Source organism: Okeania sp. SIO2C9 (assembly GCF_010672455.1).
In the GTDB taxonomy this organism is placed as follows: domain Bacteria; phylum Cyanobacteriota; class Cyanobacteriia; order Cyanobacteriales; family Microcoleaceae; genus Okeania.
On the sequence record NZ_JAAHGO010000003.1, the window covers coordinates 76,561 to 90,165 of the forward strand.

The following is a 13,605-nucleotide window of genomic DNA, read 5'->3' on the forward strand; positions in this document are numbered from 1 at the left end:
TATTAGTCGCACAAGATATCCCAATTACATAAATTGGTGCAAGTTATTTTTTAAGGAATTCAAAAAAGGAGAAAAAGCACAATGAGTGATCAAGAACTAAAAGGCACTAAATGCCCTTTCTTTGAAGATCGCGACTTAGAAGTAAAGGTTTCTTTGAATAAGGAACTAGATTTCAGTGAAAATTATGCACACAAAGAACCTACTCTAGTTAAACTTGACCAGGAAGGAGAAAATACATGGTACTTTGATTACGTGGTCTTCTTATACGAAGGTTCGTATATTTCATTTACTATTAGATCGAACGGTCCTTGTGGATATGGTTTTAAAATATTTACAACAGAAAATAGCATAGTCAATAGATACTATGCTGTTAATAAAGGTGATGAGAAAAAAGAGGGAAAATTAGAAGTCACAGTCGATGCATACCAATATGGACAAGATCCTATTAGAGTTAGAGATTTTCAGTACTTGGATAACCAGATAAATAGCAATGTTCTAAGAAACCACTTGGTTAATATTGTCACATGGCCTATTTATGGCTATGAAAAAGATAATTATAAATATCGTCCAGGACTTTCTCCGGTCAGGCTCAGAAATTCTAATTCACAGCAACAATCTACAATTATCAGTAACATAATAGAGGATAGGGACAAATTAAATTTGATCACCAATGGCTCTATCCATATGTTTTTCTATGTACTCAAAGAAGGCGAAGATATCAAAGATATATGTGAGTTTTAAAGTCCCGCACTATACTCGCCAATTTGACTTTTGAGACGTAATTCATTTGATGATTAGTATTGATTGAACTAAATTCATCATATTTGTATCGACGGAATTATTAAGGAGAAAAATCTAAAATGACACCACCAGACAATGGGGATACTAAGCTACCTCTAGTACCGGAAAATATTCATCTCAAATTTGAACAAATTTCACCTCCATCTCCAGCACCAAATTTTTTTCAAGATTTACCTTCCGAGCAGAAGGAAAATTTGTACAGAAGATTGGAATTAAAAAAGGCTCTTACCGTTAGCAAAATTCAGTCTGAGGATGAAGATTGGGTCATATCAAAAGCATTCAAGGAAGCTATTTCTTGGAAGACTAAAACTATCGACCTTTCTTCCATGCCTTACCATCCTAATTGGATCGTGCCTAGAAAAAAAGGATTTTTGACAGTAGATGTCGAAACAGATTTTGTAGCTCATCAAGTAGGAAAACTTATTTCAAAGGGAAGTAGTAATCAAGAAGTCGGTTTATTTGGTGGTTTATATTCAGAGGAGGAAAGTGAATCTTATGGAAGCAGCTCACTAAAAGCAGAAAGAAATAGCTACCTGCTTGCAGAGTATACAATACCAAAAGTGATTCTATCTGTAGGCTGGGAAAATATTGAATTGAACTCTGACTTCAAAACAAAGATTGAGCCTTTAACAAATATAGATAATGAGTGGTCTAGCTTTGTAAAATTAAATCATCTTTTGAACGAATATGGTTATTTTGTCCCATTGAAATTTACGATCGGGGGTAAGATATCTGCGCAAAGTAAGGTAAATTCAAAGGTTGATTCTAATTCCCAAGAATTTACATCCTTTCAATCTTCCTTTGCATCTAGACTAAATCTCTTCGGCCGTCCTGAAAGTGAAGCGAGTAGTACATCATTAGGTTATACGCAGGCTAGTCAAAATATGTCTAGTGAAAGCAATATGGAACTGGAATACTACGGTGGCATTGGATCGGCAGCAATGAATCCTATGGGATGGATGGCGTCTTTGGAGTATTACATAGCATGGACAGTCATTAAATATTCTGAGCTTGTTCCTATCATCTGCTTTTTTGACGAAGACTTAAGAAATAAGGCGATTCGTGCATTTATGCGTTATTCATATTATCCAGACACTGATAAACCGTTGTTACTAAATGGCATTTCTTATGCTAGTCTGGCTGTAGAATTAATGAGTAAGAGGAGTTTCTTCCAGGGAGATCCAGATGGGGGTTCGGGTTTCTTCCCGGGAGATCCAGATAGAGAATCACGAAAACTAACAATGCAATTTTTTAATCAGAAAAAGCCGAAGAAATTTAACCTATTATTCTCATATAGGAAGAATACAGAGTCTCCCAGTTCGGATCAAGAAGATTTATCTCAACCATAAATATAGTGTGCTAGTTAGGTTTTCCTAAAAGTAGGTGTACCGAAGCCTTTAAGTTTTCCGGTATTCCCAAATTCCTCAAAGCTTGATTCCAGTAGAATTGTCTTGTGCCATGACTCTGCCTCAGAACCTACATTCTGTAATTCAAATATAATACACTGAGAATAGACAAGTGGCGGGGAAATTACCTGAATATTTTGAGTCTAAATATTCATACTCCTGCTAATTATCGCCTTAAGTAATATTGGGGTGTCGGTGAACAAAGCTCACCGACACCCCTAATTTTTCCGATCATAACACCTATCCCCAATTGGCCGTGGTTTTAGACCAGTGAATTTTTGATAAAATAATTGATACCCATTTTTTAACAACCAAATAGTTCTAAACTGACTAAACTCAGACAAGAGGTATATTGACAAAATTAATAAAAAATGGTATGCAAAAAACCATTTTGATAGTTAATAATTGGAATTTAACTTAAATAACAACTATGTTCAAAAAACTTCTCGGAGACCCCAACGCACGCAAACTCAAGAAATTTCAACCTTGGGTGACAGAGATTAATATTCTCGAAGAAGATATTCAACAACTTTCAGATGAAGAGCTAAGGGCAAAAACAGGAGAATTTAGACAAGCTCTAGAAAAAGCAACGTCTAAGGAGGAAGAAAAAGAAATATTAGAAGAAATTCTACCGGAAGCTTTTGCAGTAGTCCGAGAAGCAGGAAAGCGAGTGCTAGGTATGCGACACTTTGATGTCCAACTTTTGGGGGGCATCATTTTGCATCAAGGCCAAATCGCAGAAATGAAAACAGGGGAGGGTAAAACCCTTGTATCGACCCTACCAGCATACTTAAATGGCCTAGCAGGTAAAGGCGTACACGTTATTACAGTTAACGACTACTTAGCCAGACGAGATGCCGAATGGATGGGACAAGTGCATAGGTTTCTGGGTTTAACTGTAGGGTTAATTCAACAGGGAATGAATCCAGAAGAACGGAAAAAAAATTATGCCTGCGACATTACTTATGCTACTAACAGTGAAGTTGGATTTGACTACTTGCGCGATAATATGGCAACTAGCATGGATGAGGTAGTACAACGTCCATTTAATTTTTGCACTATTGACGAAGTTGACTCAGTATTAGTAGATGAAGCACGGACTCCTCTAATTATTTCTGGGCAGGTAGAAAGACCTAGTGAAAAGTATATTAAAGCAGCAGAAATTGCAGCAGCTTTGGATAAAGAAAAAGAACATTATGAAGTAGATGAAAAAGCTCGTAATGTGTTATTGAGTGATGAGGGTTTTGCTCAAGCAGAAGAGTTGTTGGGAGTACAAGATTTATATAACCCGGAAGATCCTTGGGCACATTTTGTATTTAATGCTTTGAAGGCAAAAGAATTATTTATCAAAGATGTTAACTATATTGTTCGTGATGAGGAAGTAGTTATTGTTGATGAATTTACGGGAAGAGTAATGCCTGGACGACGTTGGAGTGATGGTTTGCATCAGGCGATCGAAGCTAAGGAAAGGGTAGATATTCAACCAGAAACTCAAACATTAGCAACTATTACTTATCAAAATTTCTTCTTACTTTATCCGAAATTATCGGGGATGACGGGAACGGCAAAAACAGAAGAAACGGAATTTGAGAAGATTTATAATTTGCAAGTGACAATTGTACCGACTAATAGACCAACTGGTAGAGCAGATTTATCAGATGTGGTTTATAAAACAGAAAAAGGGAAATGGCAAGCGATCGCTAATGAATGTGCGGAAATGCACACAGCGGGTCGCCCAGTTTTGGTGGGTACAACCAGTGTGGAAAAATCAGAGTTACTTTCTAGGTTACTTGCTCAACTGAAAATTCCCCACCAGTTGCTGAATGCTAAACCAGAAAATGTGGAGCGAGAGTCAGAAATTGTGGCACAAGCAGGGGGTAAGGGTACGGTTACTATTGCGACTAATATGGCAGGTCGAGGTACTGATATTATTTTGGGTGGAAATGCTGAGTATATGGCAAGGTTGAAAGTACGGGAGTATCTGATGCCGAGGGTTGTTAAACCGGAAGAAGATGATGGTATGGGGATGATGCGCGTACCAGGAGCTAAAAAGCCAAATTTAGCTAAAGGTTTTGGCGAACAGAAGAAGGTGAAAACCTGGAAAGTGTCGCCAGAAATTTTTCCAGTTAAGTTGTCGCCACAAACTGAAAAGATGTTGAAGGATACGGTGAATTTTGCTGTGCAAGAGTGGGGAGAGAGAGCGTTACCTGAGTTGGTGGTGGAAGATAAAGTGGCGATCGCTGCGGAAAAAGCTCCTACTCAAGATCCGGTAATTCAAAAGTTACGGGAGGTGTACAATTTGATTCGCAAAGAATATGAAGGTTATACGGAGAAGGAACATGATAATGTGATAAATCTGGGTGGGTTGCACGTTATTGGTACTGAGCGCCATGAGTCAAGGCGTATTGATAATCAGTTGCGAGGTAGAGCGGGGCGACAAGGAGACCCTGGTTCGACTAGGTTTTTCTTGAGTTTGGACGATAATTTATTACGGATTTTTGGTGGCGATCGTGTTGCTGGAATGATGCAAGCGTTTGGGGTTGAGGAAGATATGCCAATTGAATCTGGGTTATTGACTCGTTCGTTGGAAGGTGCTCAGAAGAAGGTGGAGACTTATTATTATGATATGCGGAAGCAAGTGTTTGAGTATGATGAGGTGATGAATAATCAACGTCGGGCGATTTATGCGGAACGCCGACGGGTATTGGAAGGTAGGGATTTGAAGGAACAGGTGATTAAGTATGCGGAGCAAACTATGGATGATATTGTGGAGGCGTATATTAATCCTGAGTTGCCTTCGGAAGAGTGGGAGTTGGATAAGTTGGTAAGTAAGGTGAAGGAGTTTGTGTATTTGTTGGCAGATTTAACTCCGGAGCAGTTATTTGATTTGTCGATGGATGATATTAAGACTTTTATGCATGAGCAGGTAAGGAATGCTTATGATATTAAGGAAGCGCAGGTTAATCAGATTCGTGGTGGTTTGATGCGGGATGCGGAAAGGTTCTTTATTTTGCAGCAAATTGATACTTTGTGGCGGGAGCATTTGCAGCAGATGGATGCGTTGCGGGAGTCGGTTGGTTTGCGGGGTTATGGGCAGAAAGATCCGTTGATTGAGTATAAGAGTGAGGGTTATGAGTTGTTTTTGGATATGATGACGGATATTCGTCGGAATGTGGTTTATTCTATGTTCCAGTTTCAACCGCAACCTGCAGTGCAGACTACGGCGGCAGAGACTGTGTAGTCCAGTAGGGTGTGTTAGCGTCAGCGTAACGCACCAAAGACAAAATAGATGGTGCGTTACATTTCATTAACGCACCCTACCAAAGCTGCGGCGGAGACAGTGTGAAAAAATAACCCCCTAGTCCAGTAGGGTGTGTTAACGTCAGCGTAACGCACCAAAGACAAAATAGATGGTGCGTTACATTTCATTAACGCACCCTACCAAAGCTGCGGCGGAGACAGTGTGAAAAAATAACCCCCTAGTCCAGTAGGGTGTGTTAGCGTTAGCGTAACGCACCAAATACTGCAGTGCAGACTACGGCGGCGGAGACGGTGTAGTTTTCTTTAATGGATAGTCCAGTAGTGGATTGTTTCATCTAAAAATGTGCATTAGAAAATGGGGGGGTGGGGGAATGTAATTACCGGTTGATGCGGTGATTATCAAAAAGCCTAATGCACTATTTTAGGTGAAACGGTCCAGTAGGGTGTGTTAGCGTCAGCGTAACGCACCAAAGACAAAATAGATGGTGCGTTACATTTCATTAACGCACCCTACCAAAGCTGCGGCGGAGACAGTGTGAAAAAATAACCCCCTAGTCCAGTAACGCACCAAAGACAAAATAGATGGTGCGTTACATTTCATTAACGCACCCTACCAAAGCTACCAAAGCTAAATTGAAGACTGTAGCAGAAATATTAATATGGATAATTGGTAATTATTTTATTTATTAAAGAGATAAAAAAATCAAATAACAAAATAATCTACTATAATTACTATGATTTAATAAATAAATAAAAGGAAAAAAAAAGTGAAAAAAAAATTATGGAAATTTGATGTGAGTTGGGTCGCTACTTGGGTCGCTGTGTTGTTGCTTTCACTGTCGCTGTGTGGTGGGTTTGCTACTCCCACAAGCGCAAGCACAAGCGAACAGTGGGAGTGGGGAAGGAAGCGGTTAGAAGAACTTGAATTAAGGTTAAAGAAAGTTGGAGCGGTGGAAATGAAAAGTAACTTGTTGGATAAGTTTTGGACGAATAAGAAAAATAATGTGTTAAGATATAACGATTTATGTATTAGGATGGAGGTGGAGGAGAGTTGGTTTGGGGTGGAATTTTCGGGGAAGATAGTAAAAGAAAATTTAGATCATAAGTGTGATTTTGAAAGAAAAAGAAAAATTGAAACTAAAACTATAATATTGGAGGAAGTTGTGCTCCCAGAAAGAACTTTGATTATAGGAAATCCCTAACCCCAGGAGAAAAAAATAGGTCAGATAGACAAGAGAGTAGATATTAGCATCATCCCAATACAAGTCGTCAACCCATCATTGCCGCCCCATTTGCTGTAATGAATGTATGAGCAGCCTTTGAGCCAAACCAACTTCCCAACGGGTCTACCTGGTACACCTCCTGATACCCCTCTAGGTCTAACTTCAGTTGTCCAGGAACCCCTTCCTTACCCTTTGGTTTGGCCTGAAAACCCTTAGTCATTTTGTCCAAAAAGCAACTCCCCCAATTACGGCGGGGAGTTGTTTTTTTCTTTTTAGGGGTGTACCGCTTACAAAACTCCCGATACCGTTTGGCACATTCCTCTAAGGTTGTGGCCAATTCCAGAAAAGCGGGATGCCATTCCGTCAAACCATCATCAGTCAATTGTGCATAGCTACCATAATTGCTAAAAGCATAGGTAAACCCCAGACGTAACCCTGCCGCTTTGGGGTTGGCATGAATATAGCGCAGAGTCTTGAGAATTCGGTCCGAGTCATTGTTAGAAATGGCCTCACTTTATTTCAGTTATCAGTTATCAGTTATATAGAATCCGGATAATTACTATAGCCAAGTCATTGCGACTGGAACGGAGTGGAAGGAAGCAATCTCAGGGATCTACGAGATTGCTTCGGCTAGCTTGACTCTTTCAGATAGAGGTTAACTCCAACATCACCGCCTCGCAATGACAACAATGAGCCTTTTTATGCACTAATAATTAGCCAGTGCATCAACTTAGGTAAGTCCTCTGGATTTTCTGGCGCCAATAAGTAATGGACATGGTTTCGCATAATGCAGAGGCCATAGAGTTTAAAGTCAAATTTCTTCTTGGCCTTAGCAATGACCTCTAATAAAAGTTCTCTGGTGGCACGTTTGGCCAAGTTAAATTCTTTATTATTGCAGCGCACCGCAATATTTCAGTCATCAGTTATCAGTTATCAGTTATCAGTTACAGCGGATTCCACCTTAGTGAAGTATACCCATCGCGGGCAAGATGTCCGCACTGGTAATGGGAATTTGCGGTATTATTCAGGAATTACACATAATCATACAACTCACTATTAACAGAAAGAGCGATGCACATCCAAGACTACTTCAATTTCCTAGCGCCTGATGATATCCGCATCAAAGGTAGCCGCATTGGTATCGAAAGTGTTCTCTATGAATACATTTATCGTGCTAAAACTCCCGAAGAAATTGCTGAACAATTTGAGACTATTACCCTGGAAGATGTCTACGCCACCATCCTCTACTATTTACACAATAAAGAGGAAGTCAGAACTTACTTAGCTGACTGGCTAGAGTTTTGCCGCCAACAACGGGAAGAGCAAATGCGTAATCCTTCTCCTGCACGGCAGAGATTTTGCAAATTAAAGGCAGAAGCAGATGTTCAGCAAGAGTACACTGAGTCAGGGAACACTGTATGACAATTCAATATTTGCTTGATGAACATATCGCTCCCCTATACCGAACCCAACCAGTCAAGCGCCCGGTCTTGTTGTCAGAATGATTGGCGATCCAGACGCTCCTCCAAAAGGAACTCTCGATCCAGAGATTTTAATTTGGTGTGAGACTCATAATTTCATCTTAGTGACAAACAATCGAAAATCTATGCCTAAACATCTGGCAGATCATCTGGCAGAAGGTCGCCACATACCGGGCATTTTTATCATCGATCCATCCAAAAATATTGGTGAAATTCTCACAGAATTAATTATTATTGCAGGTGCTTCCTTTTTCAATGAATATCAAGATCGGTTTGAATACTTACCATTGAGTAAATAAGTGGTGCGTTACGGGAAGTAGGGTTCAACTGTCTTGAATAAAAGGCGATTTTGCATCCGCAACGCTGCGCGGTCGCTCTGAAAATCTCGTTTGTTTGGGAAGGGGCGATCGCTCTTGTTTAAGAGAGGTAAAATTTTCATAGTTCCCATGTAATTATTTTCGACCTTTGTTCTTCTCGTTCGGTTCTAACTTCCGCAAGCAGATCGCCCGAATAGATACCATGAGTTTGTTGTATTTCTGCTCGGAGGGAATTTAAACATTCTAAAGCCTTTTGAGATTGGCGATCGCCTTCACCAGAGATTCTATCGCTTCTTTGTTTCAGGGTTTCTAATCCCAGACGCACTACTTCCACAGCTACTTCAGAGAGTGTCTGATGTTTTTGAGTAGCTAGTTGGAGTAAGGAGTCGTACTGTTCTGGTTCTAAAACCAGTGGGGGATATGGATATTTTGTCATATTATTCTCTGAACATAAATGTTTTGGGAATTTTTCCTATTGTATCATTATTTTGAGTAAATGGAGAAACCCTCACTCACTTGCCTTATTTTTGCAGGGCGATCACTTTGAGCCAAAATATAATGCTGACTTTAGATTTATAGCAGTCGCCACTATAGTTAGGACATCCGGTAATTATGATGATTTATGACGCGAGCAAGATGCTCGCACTAATTGTCGCGCGCCGCCAAGGCGGTTGCTATATCAAAATTTTTTTTAACTCTGTTCGCATTTATCAAGCATAGTGTGTTACTATGTAATAATGGGAAAAAGTACGCGCAGATAGAGTCGCTTTGAAAACTATAAAAACTATGTCGAGAGCAATAATATGACAAATATATCCGTTCAACATGAACCACAACTGCCAGCAAAGGAAACTTTGCCTACCATGTATGATTTACCAAGCGAAAACCCGGAGGAACCTGGTTTGCCAGACGAATTTCATGACTTTCAACCTGAACTTTTGCGCGAAACTTTCCAACCGCGCAACTGGTATCCCGATAAATTGTTTTGTGGCACCGATATGAATCTTTATTACGATGTCAAACATCCTAAATGGTACAAACGCCCAGACTGGTTTGCAGTTGTGGGAGTGCCAAGGTGGTATCAAGAACGGGATATGCGCTTGAGTTATGTAGTTTGGGACGAAAAAATTAACCCGTTGGTAGTAGTCGAGTTATTATCTCCAGGTACAGAAGATGAAGACTTAGGAGAGACACTAGGAGAACCGGGAAAACCTCCGACTAAGTGGGAAGTTTACGAGAGTATTCTGAAAGTTCCTTATTATGTGACATTCAGTCGCTATACTAATGAAATGCAGGCGTTTCATTTAGTGGGCGATCGCTACCAAAGAGCAGAGTTAAGTGAGGGACGTTTGTTGCTTCGGGAGGTAGAACTCAGTCTGGGTTTGTGGCAGGGAAGTTACAAGGAGAGAGATAGACTCTGGTTGCGGTGGATGACCCCAGAAGGAGATTTGATACCGACTCCTGAAGAGAAAGCCAAACAGGAAGCAGCAGCAGCCAAACAGGAGGCCACAGTAGCTAAAGAGGAGGCCACAGTAGCTAAACAACGAGCTGCCAATGCCGAACAAGAGGTAGCAGCAGTTAAAGAAGAGTTAGCAGCAGCCAAAAAACAAAGCGATCGCTTACTAGCGAAACTGCGAGAGTTGGGTATCATTCCTGACGATTTCAGTTAAATAGTTTTAATTTTTTGTAGGTTGGGTGAGGTAGTACCCTACTCAACCTCAAATTAGGAATATTCATTAATTGATAATGGATAATTACCTCTGGTTAAAACCGTTACGGAATTGAATATCAGGAAATATTATTTCTTCTCTTGGTCTCATGGATATGGCGAGGAGACCCGCTCTTATCAGAGCCGCTCCGAATGGCATCATCCCTCGACCGCTTTTTTCCCCTTAAAAGGAGAGGTTTTAAACCAGCTGTGATTTCTGTTGTCATCAAATATTAGCTAAAGAAGGTTGTTTATCTTATGTCCATCACATCACGAAGTTTGCAAAAGCTCCTCCGGGAAAATATTTCGGGGGAAAAACCCCTCAGCGTTGACCCCGAACAGGCAAAAAAACTGGTGGAAGACTTGTTGGCGCGAGTTGAGCCTCTCGCTGGCGCAAAGCGGAATGATAACTGTTACCATTACAATAATATTCTATCCGGGCCAAACGGAGACATGCCCCCCATCAACACCCTCTGTTGTTGTGTTCTCCTCGAAGAATCAAGCGATCGCTGGTATCGAAATGAGACCCATTTACATTTGTTCAGGACTCCGGAGCAACAGCTCTGGGTAGAGTTAAATAGCAAGCGATCGCCCGCCCCCGTTTCAGACATTGGTGAGGTAGTTGCCCTAGTCCAAGCATTTTTGCAGCGGGTTGAGCAGCAAAAAGCACAAGCTGCCAAGCGCCAAAAACAGAAAGACTTGAAAGTGCAAGCTATCTTGGCTCAGGTGCGTAAAATTGCCAAGGAAGATGGATTTGACTTTGCCACCGAAGTCGATACTGTTAAGCTCAAGCTGATTATTCGTCTGTCTGACCAAGACTACTTTGCAATTTTGATTCCCTTTAACCAGTTCAAGGAGGTGCTACCAAAATTGCGCACTGCTATTCAGGCTCTCCGCGAGACTTACAACAGTGGCGTTCGCTTTACAACCCATCTCAAGCGGGGCTATGGCCGTTCTGATTGGGTTCGTCATCAGGATTTATAGTTACAGCACTTGGCGCTCTCATAAGGTACAGTGCGATCCCCCCTAGCCCCCCTTTCTAAGGGGGGAACGAGGAAAGTCCCCCTTTATAAGGGGGATTTAGGGTGATCGAGATGTATTGCATAGCAGAGGAAAATGCTATAAAGGTAGAAGAAAATGATTCGTCATCAGGATTTATAGTTACAGCACTTGGCGCTCTCATAAGGTACAGTGCGATCCCCCCTAGCCCCCCTTTCTAAGGGGGGAACGAGGAAAGTCCCCCTTTATAAGGGGGATTTAGGGGGATCGAGATGTATTGCATAGCAGAGGAAAATGCTATAAAGGTAGAAGAAAATGATTCGTCATCAGGATTTATAGTTACAGCACTTGGCGCTCTCATAAGGTACAGTGCGATCCTCCCTAGCCCCCCTTTCTAAGGGGGGAACGAGGAAAGTCCCACTTTATAAGGGGGATTTAGGGGGATCGAGATGTATTGCATAGCAGAGGAAAATGCTGTAAAGTTAGAAGGATAAAAGTACAAGAAAATGATTCGTATTGATGCCCGCGAACTTTATCAAGTTCTGGAACTGACCCCACCGGAGCAAAATATCCTCCTGGTGGGCAAGCATGGTATTGGCAAATCAGAAATTATTAGCCATTTCTACCGTCAGCGTCAGAAACTGCCCGTAATCCCCTTCTTTTTGGGTCAGATGAGCGATCCGGGGGATTTGATTGGCTTGTTGCATAAAGATGAGACAACAGGCCGTTCGGTTTTTTTACCCCCTTACTGGTGGCCTGACCCCGATCGCCCGGTGGTGCTTTTTCTGGACGAACTTAACCGGGCTCGCCCCGAAATTTTGCAGGCCGTTCAAGACCTGACCCTCAACAAAACTTTGGCTGGTAAACCCCTCCCCCCTGGCAGTATTGTCATTGCTGCGGTGAATGCGGGGGAAGAATATCAACTGACGGAACTCGATCCGGCTCTGGTATCGCGGTTCAATCTCTACGAGTTTGTGCCGACGGTGGAAGATTGGCTGCTTTGGGCGGCCGGACACGATATCGATGCACGGGTGCTGACATTTATCCAACAACATCCGGAGTATCTTGATGGTGACAACCCAGATGCGGATGCAGCGATCGCCACCGCTGGCCTCATCAAAACCCCCGATCGCCGCGCTTGGGTCAAAGTTGCGGATTTTGTTCGCAACCATACAAAGCTGGAGGAGATTCATTTCAAACTGATTGCTGGTATGGTGGGGAGTCGGGCTAGTATAGCCTTTCGTCAAAGTATCGCTACTCAACGGGGTCTGGGGCCTGAGCAACTCCTGTTGCAATATTCTAAGTATTCCAGACAGCTCAAAGACATGGAAATTCAGGACTTTGCCAGTTTGAACGAACGGGTCTTGCTCTGGCTGAATACCGGGCATTGCCCCGAAACAAAAGCAGATAATGCCCGCAAAAATCTGTTAAAATATCTCCAGTATCTCCGTAAGGCTAAACAACAGGAAGCGATCGCTCATTTTTCCTCCCTGGTTCAAAGCCCCAAATTTAGCGATGCCATGGGGTTTATCGCTGAATCGATGGATATGATTGATTTCTTGTCGGAGTATTTGGAGGCGATCGAGGTATGAACCCGAAAATCCCTCTCCCACGCTAATTTTGTAGGAGTTTCATTTAACACCCATCCAGCGATTTGTCAATACACCGACAAACCTAACCCCAATCCTTTTTTGTCTTAATCTATCGTGCTGAATAACTATGATTGCAACTTTAACAACACCCGTATCATTCGATGCATTTGTTGACTGGTATCCGGAAGACGCGACTGATAAATACGAACTACATAATGGAGCGATCGTCAAAATACCTTTAGGAACTGGAGAACATTCTGCCATTATCGGTTTTTTAATCGGAAAACTGGGAATTCACATCAAGCGTTACGAATTACCTTGTGCAATTCCGGGCGATTGCTTGCTGAAACCAATCCATGACGAATCCGGTTACCAACCTGATATTATTGTCCTTAATAAAGCGCAACTGTCTGAGGAAACCCGTTGGCAAAAAGAATCAATTATTACTAAGGGAGATTCTGTGCGACTGGCGATAGAAGTTGTCAGTACAAACTGGCAAGATGATTATCTGAGAAAAGTCTGGGAATACGAAATGATGGGTATACCCGAATACTGGATTGTGGATTATCTGGGTTTAGGTGGTCGGCGGTTTATCGGTAATCCCAAACAACCGACTCTCTCTGTTTACCAACTGGTGGATGGGGAGTATGAGGTAACACTGTTTACGGGAAACGAGAGGATTGAATCTTTGGCTTTCCCGGAATTGCAACTGAGCGCCGCAGAGATTTTTGCTGCCAAAACTATTTGATTACTATATTATATAATGTCCGGTAAATCAGTTACAATATGTCATTGCGAGCGGAACGAAGTGAAGCGT

Annotated in this window: 14 protein-coding genes; 10 read left to right on the plus strand and 4 right to left on the minus strand. The window is 41.8% G+C overall.

All coding sequences use genetic code 11. The features are described from left to right. Window positions 1-81: 81 nt before the first annotated feature. From F6K23_RS02695 to F6K23_RS02710, 4 genes are all read left to right on the plus strand, one after another. Window positions 82-741, plus strand: a complete 660-nt coding sequence (locus tag F6K23_RS02695) for a hypothetical protein (protein ID WP_293150274.1) — start codon at window positions 82-84, stop codon at window positions 739-741. Window positions 742-860: 119 nt separating this feature from the next. Next, entirely contained in the window at window positions 861-2,150 is a 1,290-nt protein-coding gene (locus tag F6K23_RS02700; protein ID WP_293150276.1) for an MAC/perforin domain-containing protein, read from the plus strand. A 487-nt stretch (window positions 2,151-2,637) separates the two neighbouring features. Beyond that, window positions 2,638-5,448, plus strand: coding sequence for a preprotein translocase subunit SecA (secA, locus tag F6K23_RS02705; RefSeq protein ID WP_293150278.1), 2,811 nt, complete (start codon window positions 2,638-2,640; stop codon window positions 5,446-5,448). 787 nt (window positions 5,449-6,235) lie between these two features. Next, window positions 6,236-6,670, plus strand: a complete 435-nt coding sequence (locus tag F6K23_RS02710) for a hypothetical protein (RefSeq protein WP_293150280.1) — start codon at window positions 6,236-6,238, stop codon at window positions 6,668-6,670. 67 nt (window positions 6,671-6,737) lie between these two features. Here F6K23_RS02710 and F6K23_RS02715 read toward each other — a convergent pair whose 3' ends face one another. Beyond that, window positions 6,738-7,073 carry a hypothetical protein gene (locus F6K23_RS02715; protein ID WP_293150282.1) on the minus strand — a complete coding sequence of 112 codons (336 nt, stop codon included), beginning with the start codon at window positions 7,071-7,073 and terminating at the stop codon, window positions 6,738-6,740. 317 nt (window positions 7,074-7,390) lie between these two features. Further along, entirely contained in the window at window positions 7,391-7,594 is a 204-nt protein-coding gene (locus tag F6K23_RS02720; RefSeq protein WP_293150284.1) for a transposase, read from the minus strand. Window positions 7,595-7,762: 168 nt separating this feature from the next. Here F6K23_RS02720 and F6K23_RS02725 point away from each other — a divergent pair, with 168 nt between their 5' ends. Both F6K23_RS02725 and F6K23_RS02730 read left to right on the plus strand, forming a co-directional pair. Beyond that, a complete protein-coding gene (locus F6K23_RS02725; protein ID WP_293150286.1) occupies window positions 7,763-8,113 on the plus strand; it encodes a DUF433 domain-containing protein in 351 nt (116 codons plus the stop codon). A gap of 79 nt (window positions 8,114-8,192) precedes the next feature. Then, entirely contained in the window at window positions 8,193-8,471 is a 279-nt protein-coding gene (locus F6K23_RS02730) for a DUF5615 family PIN-like protein (RefSeq protein WP_293150287.1), read from the plus strand. 8 nt (window positions 8,472-8,479) lie between these two features. Here the strand turns inward: F6K23_RS02730 and F6K23_RS02735 are convergent, their stop codons facing one another. Then, the gene (locus tag F6K23_RS02735; RefSeq protein ID WP_293150289.1) at window positions 8,480-8,611 is read right to left on the minus strand and encodes a hypothetical protein; all 132 of its coding nucleotides are present in this window, start codon (window positions 8,609-8,611) and stop codon (window positions 8,480-8,482) included. Further along, window positions 8,608-8,925, minus strand: a complete 318-nt coding sequence (locus tag F6K23_RS02740; protein WP_293150291.1) for a hypothetical protein — start codon at window positions 8,923-8,925, stop codon at window positions 8,608-8,610. Before F6K23_RS02740 ends, F6K23_RS02735 begins: the two co-directional genes overlap by 4 nt. Before the next feature lie 367 nt (window positions 8,926-9,292). Here F6K23_RS02740 and F6K23_RS02745 point away from each other — a divergent pair, with 367 nt between their 5' ends. The 4 genes from F6K23_RS02745 (at window position 9,293) to F6K23_RS02760 (ending at window position 13,536) form a co-directional block, all read left to right on the plus strand. Beyond that, complete coding sequence (locus F6K23_RS02745; protein WP_293150293.1) at window positions 9,293-10,159, plus strand: Uma2 family endonuclease; 867 nt, start codon at window positions 9,293-9,295, stop codon at window positions 10,157-10,159. Between the two features lie 491 nt (window positions 10,160-10,650). Then, entirely contained in the window at window positions 10,651-11,181 is a 531-nt protein-coding gene (locus tag F6K23_RS02750; protein ID WP_293150295.1) for a hypothetical protein, read from the plus strand. 521 nt (window positions 11,182-11,702) lie between these two features. Further along, window positions 11,703-12,788 (plus strand): AAA family ATPase, encoded by a 1,086-nt coding sequence (locus tag F6K23_RS02755; RefSeq protein WP_293150297.1) that lies wholly within the window; start codon window positions 11,703-11,705, stop codon window positions 12,786-12,788. A 127-nt stretch (window positions 12,789-12,915) separates the two neighbouring features. Next, entirely contained in the window at window positions 12,916-13,536 is a 621-nt protein-coding gene (locus F6K23_RS02760; RefSeq protein WP_293150299.1) for a Uma2 family endonuclease, read from the plus strand. The last annotated feature ends 69 nt before the right edge of the window (window positions 13,537-13,605 follow it).